The organism is Sinomonas soli (assembly GCF_054782415.1).
In genome coordinates this window covers 1-21,601 of record NZ_BAAGSN010000020.1, presented here as the reverse complement: position 1 = coordinate 21,601, position 21,601 = coordinate 1, and the positions used below count along the sequence as shown (strand labels likewise).

Annotated in this window: 21 protein-coding genes; 10 read left to right on the top strand and 11 right to left on the bottom strand. The window is 72.5% G+C overall.

Features of this window, described 5'->3' with window-relative positions:
* Positions 1-33 precede the first annotated feature (33 nt).
* From ACYVKZ_RS18395 to trmB, 3 genes are all read left to right on the top strand, one after another.
* Positions 34-1,257, top strand: a complete 1,224-nt coding sequence (locus ACYVKZ_RS18395) for a M20 metallopeptidase family protein (protein ID WP_460993671.1) — start codon at positions 34-36, stop codon at positions 1,255-1,257.
* A 25-nt stretch (positions 1,258-1,282) separates the two neighbouring features.
* On the top strand, positions 1,283-2,584 hold the full coding sequence (locus ACYVKZ_RS18390; RefSeq protein ID WP_460993670.1) for an MFS transporter: 1,302 nt from the start codon (positions 1,283-1,285) through the stop codon (positions 2,582-2,584).
* A 79-nt stretch (positions 2,585-2,663) separates the two neighbouring features.
* Positions 2,664-3,527, top strand: a complete 864-nt coding sequence (trmB, locus tag ACYVKZ_RS18385) for a tRNA (guanosine(46)-N7)-methyltransferase TrmB (protein WP_460993669.1) — start codon at positions 2,664-2,666, stop codon at positions 3,525-3,527.
* A 58-nt stretch (positions 3,528-3,585) separates the two neighbouring features.
* On the opposite strand, the gene ACYVKZ_RS18380 is transcribed toward trmB, so the two are convergent.
* Positions 3,586-4,302 carry an anti-sigma factor family protein gene (locus ACYVKZ_RS18380; RefSeq protein WP_460993668.1) on the bottom strand — a complete coding sequence of 239 codons (717 nt, stop codon included), beginning with the start codon at positions 4,300-4,302 and terminating at the stop codon, positions 3,586-3,588.
* The gene (locus tag ACYVKZ_RS18375; protein WP_460993667.1) at positions 4,299-4,808 is read right to left on the bottom strand and encodes a sigma-70 family RNA polymerase sigma factor; all 510 of its coding nucleotides are present in this window, start codon (positions 4,806-4,808) and stop codon (positions 4,299-4,301) included. The genes ACYVKZ_RS18380 and ACYVKZ_RS18375 overlap by 4 nt, the downstream gene beginning before the upstream one ends.
* Positions 4,809-4,965: 157 nt before the next feature.
* On the opposite strand from ACYVKZ_RS18375, the gene ACYVKZ_RS18370 reads away from it, so the two are divergent.
* Entirely contained in the window at positions 4,966-5,133 is a 168-nt protein-coding gene (locus tag ACYVKZ_RS18370) for a hypothetical protein (protein ID WP_460993666.1), read from the top strand.
* A 70-nt stretch (positions 5,134-5,203) separates the two neighbouring features.
* On the opposite strand, the gene ACYVKZ_RS18365 is transcribed toward ACYVKZ_RS18370, so the two are convergent.
* From ACYVKZ_RS18365 to dnaK, 6 genes are all read right to left on the bottom strand, one after another.
* On the bottom strand, positions 5,204-6,502 hold the full coding sequence (locus ACYVKZ_RS18365) for an alpha/beta hydrolase (RefSeq protein ID WP_460993665.1): 1,299 nt from the start codon (positions 6,500-6,502) through the stop codon (positions 5,204-5,206).
* Between the two features lie 49 nt (positions 6,503-6,551).
* Positions 6,552-7,475, bottom strand: coding sequence for a DMP19 family protein (locus ACYVKZ_RS18360; protein ID WP_460993664.1), 924 nt, complete (start codon positions 7,473-7,475; stop codon positions 6,552-6,554).
* A 126-nt stretch (positions 7,476-7,601) separates the two neighbouring features.
* On the bottom strand, positions 7,602-8,021 hold the full coding sequence (locus tag ACYVKZ_RS18355; protein WP_307005126.1) for a heat shock protein transcriptional repressor HspR: 420 nt from the start codon (positions 8,019-8,021) through the stop codon (positions 7,602-7,604).
* A gap of 3 nt (positions 8,022-8,024) precedes the next feature.
* Complete coding sequence (locus ACYVKZ_RS18350) at positions 8,025-9,008, bottom strand: DnaJ C-terminal domain-containing protein (RefSeq protein WP_307005128.1); 984 nt, start codon at positions 9,006-9,008, stop codon at positions 8,025-8,027.
* A gap of 151 nt (positions 9,009-9,159) precedes the next feature.
* On the bottom strand, positions 9,160-9,834 hold the full coding sequence (locus ACYVKZ_RS18345; RefSeq protein ID WP_460993663.1) for a nucleotide exchange factor GrpE: 675 nt from the start codon (positions 9,832-9,834) through the stop codon (positions 9,160-9,162).
* A gap of 2 nt (positions 9,835-9,836) precedes the next feature.
* Complete coding sequence (gene dnaK, locus ACYVKZ_RS18340) at positions 9,837-11,708, bottom strand: molecular chaperone DnaK (protein WP_460993662.1); 1,872 nt, start codon at positions 11,706-11,708, stop codon at positions 9,837-9,839.
* A gap of 185 nt (positions 11,709-11,893) precedes the next feature.
* On the opposite strand from dnaK, the gene ACYVKZ_RS18335 reads away from it, so the two are divergent.
* Positions 11,894-12,778 (top strand): fumarylacetoacetate hydrolase family protein, encoded by an 885-nt coding sequence (locus tag ACYVKZ_RS18335; protein ID WP_460993661.1) that lies wholly within the window; start codon positions 11,894-11,896, stop codon positions 12,776-12,778.
* Here the strand turns inward: ACYVKZ_RS18335 and ACYVKZ_RS18330 are convergent.
* Together ACYVKZ_RS18330 and ACYVKZ_RS18325 are read right to left on the bottom strand one after the other, a co-directional pair.
* Complete coding sequence (locus ACYVKZ_RS18330) at positions 12,759-14,171, bottom strand: MFS transporter (RefSeq protein WP_460993660.1); 1,413 nt, start codon at positions 14,169-14,171, stop codon at positions 12,759-12,761. The genes ACYVKZ_RS18335 and ACYVKZ_RS18330 overlap by 20 nt on opposite strands.
* An 89-nt stretch (positions 14,172-14,260) precedes the next feature.
* Positions 14,261-14,668, bottom strand: coding sequence for a hypothetical protein (locus ACYVKZ_RS18325; RefSeq protein ID WP_460993659.1), 408 nt, complete (start codon positions 14,666-14,668; stop codon positions 14,261-14,263).
* 154 nt (positions 14,669-14,822) lie between these two features.
* Between ACYVKZ_RS18325 and ACYVKZ_RS18320 the strand changes: the two genes are divergently transcribed.
* The 4 genes from ACYVKZ_RS18320 (at position 14,823) to ACYVKZ_RS18305 (ending at position 19,118) form a co-directional block, all read left to right on the top strand.
* The gene (locus ACYVKZ_RS18320) at positions 14,823-15,653 is read left to right on the top strand and encodes a methyltransferase domain-containing protein (protein WP_460993658.1); all 831 of its coding nucleotides are present in this window, start codon (positions 14,823-14,825) and stop codon (positions 15,651-15,653) included.
* Between the two features lie 82 nt (positions 15,654-15,735).
* Positions 15,736-16,356: a LysE family transporter gene (locus ACYVKZ_RS18315; protein ID WP_460993657.1), complete on the top strand. Its 621-nt coding sequence runs from the start codon at positions 15,736-15,738 to the stop codon at positions 16,354-16,356.
* 85 nt (positions 16,357-16,441) lie between these two features.
* Positions 16,442-16,972, top strand: a complete 531-nt coding sequence (locus ACYVKZ_RS18310; protein ID WP_460993656.1) for a low molecular weight protein-tyrosine-phosphatase — start codon at positions 16,442-16,444, stop codon at positions 16,970-16,972.
* 4 nt (positions 16,973-16,976) lie between these two features.
* On the top strand, positions 16,977-19,118 hold the full coding sequence (locus ACYVKZ_RS18305; protein ID WP_460993655.1) for a chorismate-binding protein: 2,142 nt from the start codon (positions 16,977-16,979) through the stop codon (positions 19,116-19,118).
* Positions 19,119-19,140: 22 nt separating this feature from the next.
* Here the strand turns inward: ACYVKZ_RS18305 and cls are convergent, their stop codons facing one another.
* A complete protein-coding gene (cls, locus tag ACYVKZ_RS18300) occupies positions 19,141-20,598 on the bottom strand; it encodes a cardiolipin synthase (RefSeq protein ID WP_460993654.1) in 1,458 nt (485 codons plus the stop codon).
* Between the two features lie 22 nt (positions 20,599-20,620).
* Between cls and ACYVKZ_RS18295 the strand changes: the two genes are divergently transcribed.
* Complete coding sequence (locus ACYVKZ_RS18295) at positions 20,621-21,535, top strand: aminodeoxychorismate lyase (RefSeq protein ID WP_460993652.1); 915 nt, start codon at positions 20,621-20,623, stop codon at positions 21,533-21,535.
* Positions 21,536-21,601 lie beyond the last annotated feature (66 nt).

Here is a 21,601-nt window from a genome sequence, read left to right as displayed (position 1 = left end):
CCGCCACGTGGCGCACGTCACAGGAAAGGAACCATGGATCTCATCGCGGACGCCCGCAGCCTCCAGGACACGCTGACCGAGTGGCGGCACGCCCTCCACGAGGAGCCCGAGATCGGGCTCGACCTCCCCCGCACGCAGGAGAAGGTCCTCTCGGTGCTCGACGGCCTCGGCCTCGAGGTGTCGACCGGCACGGACACCACCTCGGTCACCGCCGTCCTTCGCGGCGCGGGCCGGGAGTCGGCGGATCCGGCGCCCACCGTCCTGCTGCGCGCGGACACGGACGCCCTCCCGGTCCAGGAGCGCACCGGAGCCGCATTCTCCTCCCGGATCGACGGCGCGATGCACGCGTGCGGCCACGACCTGCACACCTCGATGCTGCTCGGCGCGGCCACGCTGCTCGCCGACGCCCGCCACCGCCTCGCCGGGGACGTCGTCTTCATGTTCCAGCCGGGCGAGGAGGGCTTCGACGGGGCAGGGGTGATGATCCGAGAGGGCGTGCTGGACGCCGCGGGCCGCCGCCCCGACGCCGCCTTCGGCATGCACGTCTTCTCCTCGATGGCCCCGCACGGAACCTTCGTCACCCGCCCGGGCGTCATGATGAGCGCCTCCGACGGCCTGTTCGTCCGCGTCCTCGGCGCCGGCGGCCACGGTTCGGCGCCGCACTCGGCCAAGGACCCGGTGACGGTCGCGGCGGAGATGGTCCTCGCGCTCCAGACCATGGTCACGCGCCAGTTCGACATGTTCGACCCGACCGTCGTCACGGTCGGCCGGCTCGCCGCCGGGACCAAGCGCAACGTCATCCCCGACACCGCCGAGTTCGACGCCACGATCCGCACCTTCTCCGACGCGCACCGCGAGCGCATGCAGACGGCCATCCCGCGCCTGCTGACGGGAATCGCCCACGCCCACGGCCTCGACGTCGAGGTCCGCTACGAGGCCGAGTACCCGCTCACCATCACGGACACCGCGCAGACGGAATTCGCGGAGGGCGCCGTGGCCGAACTCTTCGGCGGCGCGGCCGGCCGGCACGCTCGCCTCGCGCAGCCGTTGAGCGGGTCCGAGGACTTCTCCCGGGTCCTTGCCGAGATTCCCGGCAGCTTCATCGGGCTCAGCGCCGTCCCTGCCGGCGTGGACCCGGGCACCGCCGCGTTCAACCACTCCCCGTACGCGACCTTCGACGACGCCGTCCTCGCCGATGGCGCGGCCCTGTACGCGCACCTCGCATTCGCCAAGACCGCCCAGCTCGCTGGCCGCTGACCCACCCCACCCGGAGGCCCTCCCCATGTCCACCAACGCCGCTGTTGCCGGACGCGTCCGCAAGGCACCCTCAACCCGGCAGACCCTCATGAGCACCGGGGTCGGCAACGCCGTCGAATGGTTCGACTGGAACGTCTACGCGACCTTCGCACCGTTCTTCTCGAAGCAGCTGTTCAACGGCGCCGACCCCACGTCCGCTATCCTCTCGACCCTCGCCGTCTTCGCGGTCGGCTTCCTGGCCCGGCCCTTCGGCGGGCTCGTGTTCGGCTGGATCGGCGACCGGATCGGCCGCCGGACGTCGATGACGCTGGCTGTGGCCCTCGCGGCCTTCGGGAGCCTGCTCATCGCCCTCGCCCCGACCTTCACCTCGGTGGGGGCCCTGGCCTCCCTCGTCCTCCTCGCGGCCCGCCTCATCCAGGGCCTGGCCCACGGCGGCGAGCTGCCCTCGTCCCAGACCTACCTCTCCGAGGTCGCGCCCCGCGAGAAGCGCGGGCTCTGGTCCTCGCTGATCTACGTCTCCGGCACCATGGGCGTCCTCTTCGGCACCTTCCTCGGGGTGGTCCTCACGAGCGTGCTCAGCAAGGCCCAGATGGACTCCTTCGGCTGGCGCATCCCGTTCTTCCTCGGCGCCGTGCTCGGCCTGTACGGGCTCATCATGCGGGCCCGGATGCCCGAGACGGAGGCGTTCGAGGGCCTCACGGACGGGGCGAAGAAGCCGAAGCACCCGCTGTGGCGCTCCATCGTCGAGCACCGGAAGCAGGCCCTGCAGGTCATCGGCATGACCGTCGGCCTGACCATCATCTACTACGTGTGGGGCGTGGTGGCCCCGGCCTTCGCCATCTCGAGCCTGCACATCAACCCCACCCAGGCGCTCTGGGCGGGCGTGGGCGCCAACGTCGTCTTCCTCATCGCCCTGCCGCTGTGGGGCAGGGTCAGCGACCGGATCGGCCGCAAGAAGGTCCTGATCATCGGCGGTGCCGGAGTCGCGGTCCTGCACTTCCCGATGACCTGGCTCCTGCACGACGCCGCGTGGCAGCTGTTCGTCTCGATGTCCGTCATGCTCATCTTCATCGCGTGCTCCGCGGCGATCGTCCCGGCGGCGTACGCGGAGATGTTCCCCGCGCACATCCGCACCGTCGGCGTCGGCGTGCCCTACTCGATCTGCGTCGCGCTGTTCGGCGGGACGGCGCCCTACCTCCAGCAGCTGTTCTCTGACGTGTTCCACCAGTCCTGGATGTTCAACGTCTACGCCGTGCTCATGGTCCTCGTCTCGATCCTGACCGTGCTCGGCCTGCCGGAGACGAAGGGCAAGGACCTGCGCCACTGACCCGGCTGCCGCGGACGGCGCCCCGCCAGCGCAAGCCGGCGGGGCGCCGTCGTGCGTGCCCCGGTACCCTTGGAGGGCAATGAGCGAGCACCCCGAATCTCCCGCGACCACCCCGGCCAACCCCCTCACCCCGGGCAGCCAGGCCTCCTTCGGCACCTACCGCCGCCAGCCCCTCAGCTTCGTCCGGCGCGGCACACGCCTCCAGGGCCGCCGGCAGGCCGCGTGGGACGAGCACGCGGACGCGTATGTGGTGGACGTCCCCCGGCACGTGGCGGACACCTCGGTCCACCCCGACTACGTGTTCGACGCCGCGGCCGAGTTCGGGCGCCGGGCGCCGCTCGTCGTGGAGATCGGCTCGGGACTCGGCGAGGCCATCGTCGCCGCCGCGGAGGCCGACCCGGAGCGGAATTTCCTCGCCGTCGAGGTCTACCGGCCCGGCCTGGCGAACACGCTGCTGCGGATCGGCCAGCGCGGCCTCACGAACGTCCGGGTGGTCCAGGCCAACGCCCCCGAGGTGCTCGGATCGATGCTCCCCGCCGGCTCGGTGGACGAGCTGTGGGTGTTCTTCCCGGACCCCTGGCACAAGACGCGCCATCACAAGCGGCGCATGGTGAAGGACTCCTTCGCCGCGCTCGCCGCCCGGGTCCTCGCCCCTGGGGGCCTCTGGCGGCTCGCCACGGACTGGTCCGGCTACGCCCAGCAGATGCGGGACGTCGTGGCCGCCTCGCCGGACTTCCGCAACGCGCACGACGGCGAGCTGGCCGGCTCCGCGAGCCCTCTCACCGCGGCCTGGGCCTCCGGGGTGGACTGCGAGCCTACCGGGGAGGCCGATGCCGTGGGCGGGTGGGCCCCCCGGTTCGAGGGGCGGACCCTGACCAGCTTCGAGAACAAGGCCCTCAAGGCCGGACGCGTGGTCTTCGACCTCACGGCCATCCGCGCCTGAGGCGCAGGCCAGGGGGCGGCGCCGCCGTCGCCCGAGGTGCGCGTGTGCGTCCGGCGCCTCAGCCGAGCGACGTCCTCGCCACCGTCTTCTGCGCGGCGTCCCTGACCTCCACCGCCCGGATGGCCGAGAGCTCGAAGGAGGTGGCCCCCGTCAGGACGGCGCGGCCGGAGTAGCCGGTCGAGCTCCACGCGGCCGCCTGCTGGGCTGCGCCCTGGGCCGAGACGACCCAGACGGTGTAGGCGCCCCCGTTCGGCATGCCCCGGCAGGTGAGGTCGAGCTCGGTGCCCCACGCCCGGGTCACGAGCGCGAGGTCGATGTGCGCGCCGTCGGCCGAGCTGAGGGTGACCGTCGTCGGGGGGGACGGTGCCGTGGCGCTCGGCGACGGCGGGGCGGCCTGCTCCTGGCGGGCGCCGAGCGCGGGCCCGAGGGCGATCCCCGCGACGAAGAAGGCCGCCGCCGCCGCGGCCAGGGAGACGGCCCACCCGGCAGCACGCGCGCGACGGCGCCGCGTCACCCTGGCGAGCAGCTCGCGCGGCGCGACGCCCGGCTCGGGCGCGCGGGCGGCGTCGTCCGCGATCTGCGCGGCACGCTCGGGCGGCACCGCGTCGAGCAGCGCGGGGAGCGTCTCGAGCCCCGTGAGCTCGGCGCGGCACGCGGCGCACTCTGCGAGGTGCTCCTCGACGGCCTCCCGCTCGGCCGGGCTGAGGGCCCCGAGCACGTAGGCGCCGAGGTCCGCCCGCGGCTCGTGCCCCGGCCGGAACGCTCCGGTGCTCATCGGTCCACCCCCATTTCGTCGAGCGCGGCGCGGAGGGCCTTGAGCGCGTAGAAGCAGCGGGACTTCACCGTGCCCGCCGGGACCCCGAGCTCGGCGGCCGCCTCCGCGACGGTTAGCCTGCGGTAGTGGACAGCCACGAGCGCCCGGCGGTGCTCGGGGGTGAGCCTGGCGAGCGCCTCCTCCATGACCACGCGGTCCAGGAGCTCGTCGATGCGCTCGGCGTCCACCGCCACGGTGAAGCCGTCGCCCCCCTCGTCCACGGAGGCGACCGTGCGGGGACGGCGGGACGCGAGGCGGTGCTGGTCGACGATGAGGTTCCGCACCGTGCGGTACAGGTAGGGGCGCAGGCCCTGGGACGCGGGAGGGGCCTGCCGCCACACCCTGATGATGGCCTCCTGCACGATGTCCTCCGCCTTCTCGCTGCCCACCGCGCCGCGGGCGAAGCGGCGCAGCGCGGCGCCGTGCTCGCGGTACAGCGCCGCGACCGCCTCCTCGTCCATGGGCATGGGGACCTCCTCGTCCCTTCACACGTCCTCGTCGCCGATGCGGTTCACCGCAGGGCGCGCCCAGGATCATTCTGCGGCCGGGTGCCCGGGCGGCGGGAGCTCTGGAACCGCCCCCGTGCCGCGGGTAGTGTGGGGAGCCCCACGTGGAGGAGGAACCATGTCAGACTTCCGCACCTACACGGAAGATGAGAAGCACAGTTTCGTCGCGCCGTCGTGCGAGCTCTGCGGGCAGCACCGGCACATCGTGTGGCAGCAGGACGGGGACCGGTGGGTCCCCCGCGACAAGGGCTGCTCCAACGAGGCCTGTCCGCAGTACAACGGCTGACGGTACAGCGGCTGACGGCCTGCGCGGCCACCCGGAGGCGCGCCCCTGAGGGGGAGCGCCTGCGGGTGGCCTACTTCTGTCCCCCCAGGCCGAGGACCGGGAAGAGGACCTCGAAGGCCTCGCGGAACCCGCCTCCGATCGCGCCGTGAACGTGGCCCGCGCCGGGGACGGTGCGGAAGGACGCGGTCATGCCCGCCTCCTTGGCCGCCTGCTCGGCACGCCGCACCCCGGGCGTGAAAGTAGGATCGCCCGAGCCGACCGTGAAGACCGCGGTCATCCGCGAGTACACGCCGCGGTGGCGGGCGAGAATCGCGGCGGGCTTGGCGGCGTCGAAGGCCTTCACGTCGCCGTGGAAGACGTTGGCGATGGCGGCCTGCGGCGACTCTGCGCCGGGGTACTCCTCCCCCGACGCAGAGAACATGGCCCCGAACAGAGCGGGCCGCTCGGCAGCGAGCTTGAAAGCGCACGCCCCGCCGTTCGAGTACCCGCCGATCGCGGTGTGGGCCGGATCCCCGAGGACGTTGAAGGTGCGCCTGGCCCAGGGGACGACGTCGTCCAGGATGTAGCTCTCCGCCGGGCCGTAGGTAGTCGAGTCGGCACAGGCCGGATCGCCCCTGGTGCCGATCTGGTCCGCGACGACCACGATCGGCGCCAGGCCGCGGTGGGTGGCGGCGAAGGCGTCGAGCACGTTGGCGACGGCGTCCGGGTCCGGGGTGCCCGGGTCGCCCATCATCAGGATGACGAGCGGCAGCCGGACCGGGTGGGCGGTCAGGGCCGCGGGCGGGAGGTAGACGCCGGCGCGGCGCGCGGGGAAGCCGTTCGAGGGGATCTGCACAGTACCCCGGCGTCCCACGACGGGCATTCCGGCGGGAGGGGTCCATCCTGACAGGAGCTTTCCCGCCGAGGCGCCCCTGGCGGGCCCGACGTCCTTGGCCAGCGCGCCGAGGTCGATCGGCGCCCCGGTCGACACCCCGACGAGGGCTCCCAGAGTACGGTCGTAGCCGAAGTAGGCGTTGACGGCGGTCCCACCGGAGACGGCGACCACGAGGACGCCCACTGCAGCCAGCGCTCTGCGCCAGGCCGGCCGGTCCCACAGGCAGGCCAGGGCGACTGCACCGGCCGCGCAGGTGGCCATCAGGAGGCGGCCGACGTCCTCCGGGAGGTAGAGGCCGAGGAAGTCGGCGGCATCCCACACGGCATAGAACGTGAGCCCCACGAGGGTCCCGGCCGCCGAGGCGAGGAGGAGCCTCTGGACCCGCAAGCGGTCCGACCGGGCCGCGATGAGCACCACAAGCACCGCGACGCCGGCGGCGACCGCGCCGCCCACGAAGGCCCCGTCGAGGATGTCGAGGCTGTAGAGCCAGTCCATGCCGCCTCCCGGCCGACCTCAGGGCGCACGGCCGGCGCTGGCCGAAGGCTCAGGGAGCCGCCGGCGCTGCGTGCCCGTCCTCGGGGCCGCCCCGCCGGGAGGCCTCGGCCGCACCATGCCCATCGGCATCATCATCGGCCGTCCAGTCGTCCTCGTCCAGCTCCACGAACTCGACGGTGGCGAGGACAGTCCCGTCTTCGGCGTCGATCATGGCGGCCTCGTCGCCTTCCTCGACCATCACGTACTCCCCCAGGTCCGTGGTGAAGCGCCAGGCGAAGGACTCGGCCCCGTCGCGGACGTAGTGCGGGTCGGCGGTGGTGACGGCCACGAGCTCGTGGCCGGCCGCGTCGCACAGCTCGCGGATCACGAGTTCGAAGTCGGGCATGTCCTCCAGCCCGCGCCCGTCCGCCGCGGCCCGGCGCTCCTCGAGGTCGCCGATGAGGCCCACGCGGCGGGCTATCTCGTCCTCGAGGCCGTCCTCGTCGAGCGCGAGCAGGCCCTCCTGGCCCTTGAGCCAGGCCCCGTTGAGCGCCAGGAGGTCCTCCTCCTCGAGGAGGCCCTCGAACCTGTCGTCCAGGTCCTCGAGTCGGGCCACGGCCACCGAGGCCTCGGGGTCGCCGTCGAGGTACGCCTCGGTCTCGTCCACGGTCAGGGCCGCGGCCGCGGCGGCCAGCTCGTCGAAGAGGGCCAGGTGCCCGGTCGCGCCCATCTCGTGCAGGCCCTCGCGCACCAGGCTGTCGACGCGTCCCCGTTCGTGGGCCGCGAGCGCGTACTGGGCGAAGCCGCCGTCGAGCATCTGCGCAAGGTAGAAGTCCACGTAGTAGCTGCGCAGGGCGTTCGGGGCGATCTCGCGCTCGTCGAGCAGCTCCTCGTACATGGCGTTGACGACGTCGATGTTCGCGTCCACGACGGCCTCGTCACCGGCCGTGAGGGCCTCGGCCGGGAGGACGACGGGGTGCTGGGTGGTGCTCATGCGGGGCTCCTCGCTCGTGCGGTCACTCACGCATCGAACGTACGACGCCGCCGGCACCTCGCGCGGGCGGCCCCGGCCGCCGCCGGGCGAACGTTGGGCGAACCTTGGGGTGCGGGAGCGAGGAGGTCAGCGCTGGGGGCGCCAGACCACGAGGGCCTGAGAGCGGGCCTCGGGCCGCTGCCCGCGCGCGAGGCTCACGACGTCGCCGGCCATCCCGGCCGCGAACACGCGCCGGGCCTCGCTGGTGCGCTGGGTGTTGGCGAGCTCCGCCTGGAGCTCGGTCACGCGGGCGCGGAGGGCCGCGACCTGGTTCTCGAGCTCGAGGATGCGCCGGATCCCCTCGAGGGACACGCCGTCCTTCGAGAGCCGCTGGACCTCCCGGAGCATCTCGACGTCGCGCTGGGAGTAGCGCCGCTGGCGGCCGCCCTGGCGGGACGGCGAGACGATCCCCAGGCGGTCGTACTGGCGCAGGGTCTGGGGGTGCATCTCGGCCAGCTCCGCCGCCACGGAGATCACGAAGATCGGAGCGTACGGGTCGATGGCCATGGCCTAGAGCCTCGCTTTCTCCGCAAGGTGTGCGCGCGGATCCGACTGGCCGTTCTTGGAGGTCGCCTCCGCGAAGGCGCGGATGGCCTGTTCGGCGTCCTTCGAGAGGTTCTTCGGGACCACGACGTCGACGGTCACGAGGAGGTCGCCCGAGGCCTTGGAGGTCTTGACGCCGCGGCCCTTCACACGAAGTGTCCGGCCGGAGCTCGTCCCGGCGGGGACCTTCATCTTCACGGTCGCGCCGTCCGCGGTGGGCACCTCGATCTGGGCGCCGAGGGCGGCCTCGTCGAAGGTCACGGGCACGTGGATGCGGAGGTTGTCGCCCTCGCGGGTGAAGAAGTCGTGCGGACGGACATGGACGGTGACCATGAGGTCGCCGGGGCCGGCCGAGCCGGGGCCGCCCTTGCCGCGGACGCGGACCTTCTGCCCGTCGCGGATGCCCGCGGGGATGCGGACCTCGATGACCTCGCCGTCCCGCTCACGCAGGCCCACCGTGGTGCCGCGGATGGACCCTGCGAAGGAGATCGTGGTGCTGGCCTGGCGGTCCGCGCCGCGCTGGGGCGGGGGCTGGAAGCCGGCGCCGCCGAACCCGCCTCCGCCGCCGAAGAGGTCGGCGAACTCGGGCGGCAGGTTGCCGGTGTTGAAGCCGCGCGAGTGCCGGCCCGCGCCGCCGCCGAACAGGCCGCCGAAGAGGTCCTCGAAGCCCGCCGCGCCGGCTCCCCCGCCGGGGCCGCCCGCGGAGAAGCGGGCGCCGCCCATGGCGCGGATCGCGTCGTACTGCTGGCGCTGCTCGGGGTCGGACAGGACGGAGTTGGCCTCCGTGATGTCCTTGAACTTCTTCTCGGATTCGGCGTCGCCCGGGTTCTGGTCCGGGTGGTACTTGCGGGCGAGCTTGCGGTAGGCCTTCTTGATGTCGGCCTCGGAGGCGTCCTTGGACACGCCGAGAATGGCGTAGAAGTCCTTCTCCACCCAGTCCTGACTTGCCACGAACGCTCCTTAGATCAACTGCTGCTTCAAGTGTGCACGGTTTCGGGTACGGATCTCGTCACGGATCTCCCGTTTCGGGTACGCGGGCCCGGGAGCCCGCGTACCCGAGATGCCCGGAGGGCGACGAGATGCGTACCCGAAACGGGGGGGGTCAGCCCTGCGGCGTCGCCACGATGACCTGGGCCGCGCGCAGCACGCGCGCCGAGGTGCGGTAGCCCGTGCGGAGCACCTGCTGGACCGTGTCCACCTCGATGCCCTCCCCCGGCTGCTGGATGAGGGCCTCGTGGATGTTCGGGTCGAACTCGACGCCGGCCTGGTCGATCCGCTCGAGCCCCTGGCCGGCCACGATCGCCTCGAGCTTGCCGGCGATCGAGGCGAACGGGCCGCCCTCGAGGTCGCCGTGGGCCCGTGCCGCGTCGATGTCGTCCAGGACCGGCAGCAGCGTGCTCAGGACGCCCATCGTGGCGACCTCCCCGGCGACCGCGCGGTCGCGGTCCACCCGGCGGCGGTAGTTCACGTACTCGGCCTGGAGGCGCAGCAGGTCGTTGCGCAGCTCCTCCACGACGGCCGCGTGGCCCTCCTGCTCGCCGGCCTCGGCCTCGTTGAGGATCTGCTCGGCCTGGGCCAGGGCGTCGCCCGAGTCGTGGGCCTCGTCCACGGGGCGCATCTCCTCGTGGCCGTCGTCGTGCGGGGCGCCCCCGGGGGCCTCCGCGCCCTCCGGGTGCCTCGCCTCGCCGGTGACCGGGTCCACCTTGCGGTTGTCCCGGATCACCGGCTCGGGGCGCTCGGAGCCGTGCTCATTCTCGTTTCCGTGGTGGGGGGCCATGGCTACTTCTTCTCGTCCTCGTCCACGATCTCGGCGTCGACGATGTCCTCGTCGGCACCCGAGGTCGAGCCGGCGTCGTGCGTGCCCGCCTGCGCGCCGTCGCCCGCGGCAGCACCGGCCTGCGACTGCGAGTAGATCGCCTCGCCGAGCTTGGTCTGCGACTGCTGGAGCTTCTCGAACGCGGCCTTCACCTCGTCGTCGTTGTCCGTGCCCTCGAGCGCCTTCTTGAGGGCGTCGACGTCGGCCTGCACCTCGGTGCGGACCTCCTCGGGCAGCTTGTCCTTGTTGTCGTCGATGAGCTTGTCCACGGAGTAGGCGAGCTGCTCGGCGGAGTTGCGGCGGTCGGCGGCCTCGCGGCGCTGCTTGTCCTCGGCGGCGTGGGCCTCGGCCTCGGCGACCATGCGGTCGATGTCGTCCTTGGACAGCGCGGTGCCGCCGGTGATCGTCATCGACTGCTCCTTGCCGGTGCCCTTGTCCTTCGCGGAGACGTGGACGATGCCGTTCGCGTCGATGTCGAAGGTGACCTCGATCTGCGGGATGCCGCGCGGTGCCGGCGCGATGCCGGTCAGCTCGAACGTGCCGAGCGGCTTGTTGTCGCGGGTGAACTCGCGCTCGCCCTGGAACACCTGGATGGACACCGAGGGCTGGTTGTCGTCCGCCGTCGTGAACGTCTCGGAGCGCTTGGTCGGGATGGCCGTGTTGCGCTCGATGAGCTTGGTCATCACGCCGCCCTTGGTCTCGATGCCCAGGGAGAGCGGCGTGACGTCGATCAGGAGGACGTCCTTGCGCTCGCCCTTGAGGACGCCGGCCTGGAGCGCGGCGCCGACGGCCACGACCTCGTCCGGGTTCACGCCCTTGTTCGGCTCCTTGCCGCCCGTGAGCTCCTTGACGAGCTCGGACACGGCAGGCATGCGGGTCGAGCCGCCCACGAGGACCACGTGGTCGATGTCCGCGACCTTGATGCCGGCCTCGGAGATGACGTCGTGGAACGGCTTCTTGGTGCGCTCGAGCAGGTCCTTGGTGAGGTCCTGGAACTTGGCGCGGGAGAGGGACTCGTCGAGGTGGACCGGGCCGTCGGGGGTGACGGAGAGGTACTGGAGCGAGATGTTGGTGCTCGTCGAGGACGAGAGCTCCTTCTTGGCCTGCTCGGCGGCCTCGCGGAGGCGCTGGAGGGCGATCTTGTCCTTGGACAGGTCGATGCCCTTGACCTTGAGCTGGCCGAGGAGGTACTCGACGACGCGCTGATCCCAGTCGTCGCCGCCGAGGCGGTTGTCGCCGGAGGTCGCGCGGACCTGGATGGTCGAGAAGCCGTCCTCGTCCTTGCCGACCTCGAGGAGGGAGACGTCGAAGGTGCCGCCGCCGAGGTCGAAGACGAGGATGAGCTCGTCCTCCTTGCCCTTGTCCAGGCCGTAGGCGAGCGCGGCCGCGGTGGGCTCGTTGATGATGCGCAGGACGTTCATGCCCGCGATCTCGCCGGCCTCCTTGGTGGCCTGGCGCTCGGCGTCGTTGAAGTACGCCGGGACGGTGATCACCGCGTCGGTGACCTTCTCGCCCAGGTACGACTCGGCGTCGTTCTTGAGCTTCATGAGGATGCGCGCGGAGATCTCCTGCGGCGTGTACTTCTTGTCATCGATGTTGACCGTCCAGTCGGTGCCCATGTGGCGCTTGACCGACGCGATGGTCCGCTCGATGTTGTTCACCGCCTGGCGCTTCGCGATCTCGCCGACCAGCACCTCGCCGGTCTTGGAGAAGGCGACGACCGACGGCGTGGTGCGGCCGCCCTCGGCATTCGCGATGACGGTCGGCTCGCCGCCCTCCAGGACGGAGACGACGGAGTTGGTAGTGCCCAGGTCGATGCCGACTGCACGGGACATAGGTTCCTCCTGCTGGTTTCTGGTCTGGACCAAGTTGAGCGGTCTGCACTCAACTCTACGCAGCGGGCGGCGGATGTCAAATGAACTTGAGTGGAGTGCGCTCAAGTTCACGGTCGGCGAACCGAGAGGGCGGGGCGGTAGAATCGGGCGATATTGGAAATTGTTTTCCACATGATGGAGGATCGATGAAGTTCCTGAGACTCGGCGACCCCGGCGCGGAGCAGCCGGCCGTCCTCGCGGCCGGCCCCGACGGCACCGAACGCGCCTACAGCCTGCTCCCGCTCACCCGGGACATCGACGGCACCTTCCTCGCGGACGACGGCGCCGCCCGGGTCCGCGCGGCGCTCGCCGCCGGGGAGCTTCCGGCCCTCGACCCGGCCGGGCTGAGGATCGGGGCGCCGGTGGCGCGCCCGCGGTCGGTGATCGGGATCGGCCTGAACTACGCGGACCACGCGGCCGAGGCCGGCGCCGAGGTCCCGACCGTCCCGGTCGTCTTCCTCAAGCCCACGAGCACCGTCGCGGGCCCCTTCGATCCGGCCCCGCACCCCGCGGCGGGCGGGAAGTACGACTGGGAGGCGGAGCTCGCCGTCGTGGTGGGCCGCGACGCCCACCTGCTGCCCACCGTGGCGGCCGCCGCCGGGTGCATCGCCGGCTACGCGTGCGCCAACGACCTCTCCGAGCGCGAGTGGCAGATGGGCGCGGCCGGGCAGTGGACCAAGGGCAAGTCCGCCCTGGGCTCCACCCCGCTCGGGCCGTGGCTCGTCCCCGCCGACGAGGCCGATCCGGCAGACCTGCGCGTGCGCAGCTGGGTCAACGGCGAGGCGCGCCAGGACTCGCGCACCGCGGACCTCGTCTTCTCCCCGGCCGAGCTCGTCCACCACGTGAGCCAGTACATGCTGCTCGAGGCCGGCGACGTGATCCTGACCGGGACACCAGCCGGAGTGGCGCTCTCGGGACGTTTCCCCTACCTCGCGCCCGGCGACACGGTCGAGGTCGAGGTGGAGGGCCTCGGCCGGCAGCGCTGCACCCTCACCGCCGAGCGCGCCGAGGTCACCTCCGGCGCCCGCTGACCTCGGTCCCCGCGTGGCGCGGGAGCAGTGCGCTGTCCACCACGGAGGCGAGCATGAGCACCGCGATCGCCGCGAAGGCGAACCGGTAGGGCAGGGCCGCGGCCGCTGCATGGCCGGCGGCGGCGGGGAGCCAGGCCGTCCCTGCCCGGATCAGCAGGGCGCCGACGGCGACGCCGAGGGCCGCGGCGAGCTGGACGAGCGTGTTGGCGATCGCGTTCGCGCTGGGCAGCTGCCCGGCCGAGACGTCGGCGTACTGGACGTTCATGTAGGCGGAGAAGCCGATGGAGCGGAACGCGCCCGAGGCCACGAGCAGCACCGCGATGAGGGCCTCGGGAGACTCGGGGGCGAGCAGCGCGCACCCCGCGAAGGTCGCCGCGGACGCCGCCGCGGCGGCCACGAGCACCGGCTTGAAGCCGAAGCGGCGGATGAGCGGCGTCGTCGCCGGCTTGATGCCGATGTTGCCGACGAACACGGCCGCGACCAGCAGCCCCGAGTGCACCGGGTCCCAGCCGAAGCCGTCCTGGAAGAGCAGCGGCAGGAGGAAGGGCACGGCCTGGATCGTCAGCCGGTAGACGAACCCGCCGGTCTGGGTCGCGCGGAACGTGCGCACGCGCAGTACGGAGAAGTCGAAGAGGGGGTGCGGGGTCCGGCGCATCCAGGCCACGGCGGCGGCCAGGGCCGCCGCGCCGAGGGCGAGGGTGGCCGCGGCCCAGCCGGCCGGACGGCCCTCGCTGAAGAGCTCGAGGCCCACCACCACGGCGGCGACGCCGAGGGTCGTGAGCCCGAGCCCCGGCCAGTCGAGCCGCCGGCCTGCGTCGGCGCCCCCCGCTGGCACGAGCCGCAGCGCGGCCACGAGCGCGGCGGCACCGAGGGGGAGGTTGACGAGGAAGATCCAGTGCCAGGAGAGGTACTGGGTAAGCGCACCGCCCACGAGGGGGGCGAGGACCGGGGCGAGCAGCCCCGGCCAGACGAGGAACGCCGTGGCCTTCAGGAGCTCGTCCTTGGGCGTGCCGCGCAGCACCACGAGCGAGCCGACGGGGACCATCATCGCCCCGCCGAAGCCCTGGACCGCGCGGAAGGCCGTGAGGGCCGCGAGGCCGGGGCTCAGAGCGCACGCGAGCGAGGCGAGGGTGAAGACCAGGATCGCCGAGGTGAAGACCCGCCGCGGGCCGAAGCGCTCGGCGAGCCAGGAGCTGAACGGGATGCCCATCGCGACGGCCACGAGGTAGGCGGTCATGGCCACGTTGACGTCGGCCGGGGGCACACCGAAGTCCGCGCCGATGGCCGGCAGGGCCGTCGCCAGGGCCGTGCCGTCGAGGAACTCCATGAAGTACGTCGCCGCGACGAGCAGAGCGAGGCGGGGGTTCCAGACGGCGGGGGCGGGTGAGGTCACCGGCTCAGGGTAGCGAGGGCGCGGCCCCGGCGGCAGGAGGGTCTTGCCAGGCGGGCCGGCCGCGGAGGCGGCCCGGCCGGCGCCGTGCGTCAGTAGGCGGGGTACATGAGGGCGCTGTTGACCATCTCGGAGTTGCCCGAGGTGGTCACGGCCCAGATCACTCCGACCGTGAGGACGGCGCTGATGAGCAGCCACACCAGGCTGAACCTGACGAGAGTACGGACGTCGGAGTGGCTGACCGAGGCGGTGTCGGTGCGGACAGCGTGGAGCTGCGCGCCCAGGCGGGCCATCGGCGAGGGGACCGCCGCGAGGACCGAGTTGGAGGCGCAGTCGATGCTGCCGTCGCGCAGGGTCGCGACCATCCGGTTGGCCCGGCGGTCCAGCCGCAGGCTCGCGATGTTGTCGCCGTGGCGGGCGAGGAGGATGTCCTCGCCGAGGCGCATGCGTCCGTGCCGGCGGATCCCGTGGGCGCTGTTGGGGCTGTGGGTCAGGGACATCTGTGCTCCTCTCGGATGAGGGGCACCGTTGCCCGTCAGGTCGTATATGATTCGCCCTTAACTTTACGGGCCCGGGTCCCGCGGCCCGCGCGAAACCGTGCTATAAGTAGCCAACTTCACACGTTCCTGTGACGTGGTCGCCTAACGTGGTGGCATGGAAGCGCCGGACAGCCCCGCCAACACCCCCGACGATGTCTACACCCACGGCCACCACGAGAGCGTGGTGCGCGCCCATGCTGCGCGGACCGCCGAGAACTCGGCCGCGTTCCTCCTCCCGCACCTGTCCCCCGGACTGAGCGTGCTCGACGTCGGCTGCGGGCCGGGGAGCATCACGTGCGATTTCGCCCGGCTCGTCGACCCAGGCCATGTGACGGGCCTGGACCGCTCGGAGGATGTCGTGGCCCAAGCCCGGGCGCTCGCCGAGGAGCGCGGGATCGGGAACGCCTCCTTCATCGCGGGCAACGTGTACGACCTCGAGCTGGACGACGAGTCGTTCGACATGGTCCACGCCCACCAGGTCCTGCAGCACCTCACCGACCCCGTCGCAGCGCTGCGGGAGATGCGGCGCGTGGCCAAGCCGGGCGGGCTGGTGGCGGTCCGGGACGCGGACTTCCACGGCATGAGCTGGTACCCCGAGCTGGACGAGCTCGGCGAGTGGATGGACCTCTACCAGCGCATCGCGCGGCGCAACGGCGCCGAGCCGGACGCCGGGCGGCGGCTGGTGAGCTGGATGCAGGAGGCGGGCTTCGCCGACGTCTCCCCCAGCAGCAGCAACTGGCTGTACGCGACGCCGCAGCAGCGGGCCTGGCAGGCGCGCGTGTGGAGCGAGCGGGTGCTGCACTCGGCATTCGCCGAGCAGGCCCTCGAGTACGGCTTCACGGAGCAGGCGGGCCTCGAGCGCATTGCGGCGGGCTGGCACCGGTGGGGCTCCTCCTCGGACGGCTGGTTCCTCATCCCCAACGGCGAGGTCATCGGCAGGGCGTAGGGAGCGCGGGGCGGGCCGGCGAACGGCGGCCGGGGCCGGGCAGCTGGCAGGGAGCGCCGAGCTGCGGCCCTACGCTGGTGGGGTGCCACTCTCCCTCTGGGGCGCCCTCGTGGGTGCCTGCCTGCTCATCAGCTTCACCCCGGGCGCCGGTGCCATCAACACCATGAGCAACTCGCTCACCTCCGGGTTCCGCCGCGCCATCTGGGGCGTGCTCGGGCAGCAGGCCGCCCTGGTGGTGCACCTCGCCGTCGTCGCAGCGGGGCTCGGGGTGCTCGTGGCCGGCTCACCGCTCGCCTTCAACGTGATCCGCTACCTGGGCGCGGCGTACCTCGCCTACCTCGGCGTGCGGCAGTTCTTCAGCAGGCCGGACACCTCCGCCGAGACGACCGCGGCCCTCGCCAACGAGCCCGCCCGGTCCATGTTCCAGCGCGGGCTCTGGGTCAACCTGCTCAACCCCAAGGCGATCGTCTTCTTCCTCGCCTTCATCCCCGGGTTCGTGCGCCCCGAGTCCCCGCTGTGGAGCCAGTACCTGATCATCGGGGCGACGATCGTGGTGGTGGACATCCTCGTGATGTGGTTCTTCTTCGCGCTCGCGGCCAAGAGCTTCCGGCGGTTCACGCGCAGCGAGCGGGGGCAGCGCACACTCAACCGCGCCTTCGGGGTGCTGTTCGTCGGGGTGGGCGTGCTCCTCGCCGTCGTCTGACCGCCGGCTGCGCGGCCCGTCACGCACCGGCGGCGAGGCGCCTGGGATGCGGAGCGGAGCCGCCGCAAACCCTATGCTTGGTCGCATGAACTCGACGGCGAGCCCCTACCGGATCATCACGGTCTGCACCGGGAACATCTGCCGTTCCCCCATGGCCGAGTTCATGCTCGCCGACGCGCTGCGCACGGCAGGCCTCGCCGAGCACGTCCTCGTCGATTCGGCGGGCACCACCAGCTATGAAGTCGGCCGGCCGATCGACCCCCGGGCCGCGCGCGTCCTCGACGCCCACGGTCTGGGCGCCCAGGCCCATGTGGCCCGGCAGTTCGAGCCCGCCTGGTACACCGAGCGCGAGTTGATCCTCGCCCTCGACGTGGACCACTACGGGCCCCTGCGCGAGCATGCCCCGCTGGGGACCGCCGAGAAGGTGCGCATGCTGCGCGGGTTCGACCCCGCCGTCGCCCATCTGGACCACCTCGACCAGGGGATCGAGGACCCGTGGTTCGGCGACCAGAGCGACTTCGAGACCACGTGGCGCCTCATCGCGGCCTCGGTGCCCGGGATCATCGCCCACGTGCGGCGCGAGCTCGCCACGCTCGGCCTGGCCGTCGACGCCTGAGCCCGTGGCGCACTCCGCCGCGGCGCCTGCGCCGTCCGTGATCCTGCTCGACGGGAGGTCCGGCGCCGGGAAGACGTCCCTCGCCGTCGAGCTCGCGGCCGCGCTGCGCGAGCACCGCACCGTCACCCTGATCCACCTCGAGGACCTCTACCCCGGATGGGACGGCCTCGCCGAGGGCATCGACCGGTGCGCCGCCCGCGTGCTCGGCCCCCTGCGCCGGGGCGGCGAGGCGCGCTGGCGCCCGTGGGACTGGGTCCGCGGCGCGGACGGGCCCGAGCGCGTGAGCGAGCCCGCCGAGGTGGTGATCCTCGAGGGCGTCGGCGCGGGTGCCGCGCCCCTGCGTGCCCTCGCGGACGCCGTGGTGTGGGTGGACGCCCCCGCCGAGGAGCGCAGGCGCCGCGCCCTCGCGCGGGACGGGGACGTCTACGCGCCGCACTGGGACGGCTGGGCCGCCCAGGAGGAGGCCTGGCTCGCGCACGACGACGTCCCCGCGGCCGCCGCCGTCACCGTCGCCTCCCCCTCGGGTGCCGACCGCCCCGAGGGTCTCGCGGACCGGGTGCTCGCCGCGCTCGCCGGGCTGCCGTCGCTGTGGGGGCTCCTCGCCCCCGAACGCTCGGCGCGCGAGTCCGCGCCCGTCGTCGTCCGCCGCCTCGGCGCGGCCCCGGACCCCGAGCGGCTCTTCCACGAGCTCTTCGGCGCGTCCGCCGCGGCGGTCTGGCTCGACTCCTCCGACGCCGAGGTCACCCCGCGGGACGCCGAGGTCACCCCGCGGAACCGCTTCAGCATCATGGCGGACGACGGCGGCCTGCTCGGGCGGCGCATGGCCCACCGGCGCGGGCGGACCGAGGTAGTCCACGGGCCGACGACCGACGCGCCGGTCTCCGTTCGCTCGGGCGCCCCGTTCTTCCGCTGGCTCGACGCCGAATGGGGACACGGGCAGGCCGACCCGGCGCCCGGGCTCGACTGCGGGTTCATGCTCGGGTGGCTCGGGTACCTCGGCTACGAGCTGAAGCGGGAGTGCGGCGGGTCCGACGTCGACCCCGGGGTCCCCGACGCCCAGCTCGTGTTCGCGGCCCGCGCGGTGGTCCTCGACCACGCGGCCGGAGAGGTCTGGCTGCTGGCCCTCGATGCCGCGGACGCCCCGCCGTGGCTCGACCGGGCGGAAGCCGCCGTCCGGGAGCGCCCGTCGGCAGGCGAGCCGGGTGCCAGGTCCCCCGAAATCCCGACCTCGGCGCCGCACGGGGTGACCTCGGCGGTGCCCGCCTTCACCGCCAGGGAGACCGCCGCGGAGTACAGGGACAAGGTGCGCGCCGCCCAGGCCGAGATCGCCGAGGGGAACACCTACGAGGCCTGCCTCACCACGACGCTCGAGGCGACGGTCCCCGCGCGCGGCGACCGGCCCGGCGTGGTGCCCCTCGATGTCTACGGCGCGCTCCGTCGCCGCAGCCCGGCGCCGTTCGCGGCGTTCGCGCGCTTCGGGCCCCTCGCGATCGCGAGCACGTCCCCCGAGCGCTTCCTCTCCCTCGCGGCCGACGGCGCGCTGCGCGCCGAGCCCATCAAGGGCACGCGCCGCCGCTCCCCCGGCGCGTCGCCGGCGGACGCCGCGGCGGACGAGCGCGTGCGCGCCGAGCTCGCCGCGAACCCCAAGGACCGGGCCGAGAACCTCATGATCGTGGACCTGCTGCGCAACGACCTGAGCCACCATGCGGTCCCGGGTTCGGTGCGGGTGTCGCGGCTGTTCGCCGTCGAGACCTACGCGACGGTCCACCAGCTCGTGAGCACCGTCGACGCCCGCCTCCGCCCCGGCGCCTCCCGAGCCGAGGCCGTCGCGGCCGCCTTCCCGCCCGGCTCCATGACCGGCGCGCCGAAGATCAGCACGATGGCGATCCTGGACCGGCTCGAGGCCGGCCCGCGCGGCGTCTACTCCGGGGTCATCGGCTACTTCTCCCGCACCGGGGCCGCGGACCTCTCGGTGGTGATCCGCACCCTCGTGATGGACACCGCGGACGACGCCGCCACGCGCCTCACGCTCGGAGTGGGCGGCGCCGTCGTGGCCGACTCCGATCCCACCGCCGAGCACGACGAGATCCGGGCCAAGGCGTTCGCCGTGCTCAGCGCCCTCGGCTCGGAATTCCCCGAGGACTGAGGCAGGGGCCGGCTCCGCCCGGCTACTGGAGCGTGGCGGTGAGCCGGGCCACGTTGTCCACGTAGCGGCGGAGCATCGGCCGGCGCCGCCACTCCTGCAGGTCGAGGCGCTTGCTGACCTCGCGGTACATGTCCTCGACCCGGCGCATCTGGTCCACGATCTCCCCGCCGGGGAGCATGAGGGAGACCTCCATGTTGAGCGAGAAGGAGCGCATGTCCATGTTGGAGGAGCCCAGGACGGCCACCTCGTGGTCCACGGTGAAGTGCTTGGCGTGCAGGACGTACGGCTTGGGATAGCGGTAGATCTTCACGCCCGCCGTGAGCAGCTGCTCGTAGTAGGACTGCTGGGCGTGGTGGACGAGGAACTGGTCGCCCTGCTCGGAGACGAACAGCTCGACGTCGACGCCGCGCTGGGCGGCCGTCGTGACGGCGTAGAGGAGCGAGTCGTCGGGGACGAAGTAGGGGCTGCAGATCGAGAGCCGGTGCTGCGCCGAGTAGATGAGGGTGTTGAAGAGGCGCAGGTTGTTCTCATTGGCGAACGCGGGCCCGCTGGGGACCACCTGCGCCGGCACGTCGCCCGCCTGCTCCGCGGCCTCGAGCTGGTCCTCGAGGAGCACGTCCGTCTCGGAGAGCCAGTCGGTGGCGAAGACGATGTTGAGGGTCGTGACCACCGGGCCCTCGAGGCGCGCCATGAGCTCCACCCACTTGCGCTTGGCCCGCCGGTGGTAGGAGCGCTCGATCAGGTTCAGCGAGCCCGTGAAGGCCACCTCGCCGTCGACGACGAGGATCTTGCGGTGGTTGCGCAGGTCCACGCGGCGCCACTGGCCGTGGACGGGCAGGACGGGAAGCATCCGCCGCCACTGCACCTTCGTGGACTTGAGCCGCTTGAGGAACTTGCGGTAGCCCGGGATCCGCAGCGTGCCGATGTGGTCGAAGAGGAAGCGGACCTCGACGCCGCGCTCGGCGGCCTCGGTGAGGGCCGTGAAGAAGTCCTCGGTGACCTCGTCCCAGCTGACGATGTAGAACTCGGCGTTGACGAACCGCTTCGCCCCGCGCACCGCCTCCGCCATCTCGGCGATCGCGTCCTCGTAGCCGGGGATGAGGCGGACCTGGTTGCCATTGACCATCGGCAGCGAGCCGAGCCCGCGGTTGAGCTCGGCGGCGGAGTGCAGCCACTCGGGGCCCGGGAAGGTCGTGTCGACGTCGTGCGACTCCGCGAGCGCGGCCCGGACGCGCGCGTTCACCTCCTGCTGCTGGTCCCGCCGGCGTCCGGAGAAGCGGAAGTTGCCGAACAGGAGGAACACGAGCAGCCCGAGGGTGGGGATGAAGAAGATGGCCAGGAGCCACGCCATCGCCGTCGTGGGCCGGCGGTTGCCCGGAATGATGCCGAGCACGGCGACGCGGATCACGAGGTCCACCACCGAGATCAGCAGCGTGAGCCAGTCCGGCAGGAGGCCCACGAGGGGGAGCTGGAAGACCATGGGCACAGCCTAAGCTGTCCCCATGACTCACACCGTCCTGACGTTCCTCGACCGCGCGTTCCCCGACGGACGGATCGAGGACGCCACGAAGCCGCAGCTGTTCGCCACCGATCTGGGGGCCACGCGCGGCGACGGGGTGTTCGAGACGCTCCTCGTCCTGGACGGCCACGTGCGCAAGCTCCCCGCCCACCTGGCCAGGATGACCAAGAGCGCGGCGCTGCTCGAGCTCGAGGTCCCGGGCCACGAGGCGTGGGAGCGGGCCATCGTGACAGCCCTCGACGAGTACCAGCGGGTGGTCGGCCCGCTCACCGAGGTGGTCGTGAAGCTCGTGGCGACCCGCGGGGTCGAGGGCGCGCACGAGGCCACGTGCTGGGTCGCCGCCTCCGCGCCGGCGCCCGCCGCGAAGCGGCAGCGCGAGGAGGGCATCGACGTCCTCCTCCTGGACCGCGGCTACGACTCCGACCTCGCCGAGCGGGCGCCGTGGCTCCTCCTCGGCGCCAAGACGCTCTCCTACGCGGTGAACATGGCCGCGCTGCGCTACGCCCACGCCCACGCGGCGGACGACGTCATCTTCACCTCCGCCGACGGCAAGGTCCTCGAGGGGCCCACCTCCACGGTGCTCATTGCGCACGCCGAGAAGGACGACGCCGGCCAGCTCACCCTCAAGAGGCTCGTCACCCCCCAGCTCGACTCCGGCATCCTCCCCGGCACGTCCCAGGGGGCGCTGTTCGCGGCCGCCAAGGACGCCGGCTGGGAGCTCGGGTACGGCCCGCTCGAGCCGGAGGACCTGTTCGACGCCGACGCGGTGTGGCTCATCTCTTCCGTGCGCCTGCTCACCCCGGTGAACCACGTGGACGGCAAGGCGATCGGCACCGACCCCGAGCTCGCCCGGGCCCTGACCGCCGAGCTCGCCGGGCTGTTCGACACGATCGCCTAGCTGTAGTGCCCAGGGACGTTGTTTGATCTGGGTGCTGTGATGTGACGAGAACCTCCCGGCAGAGTG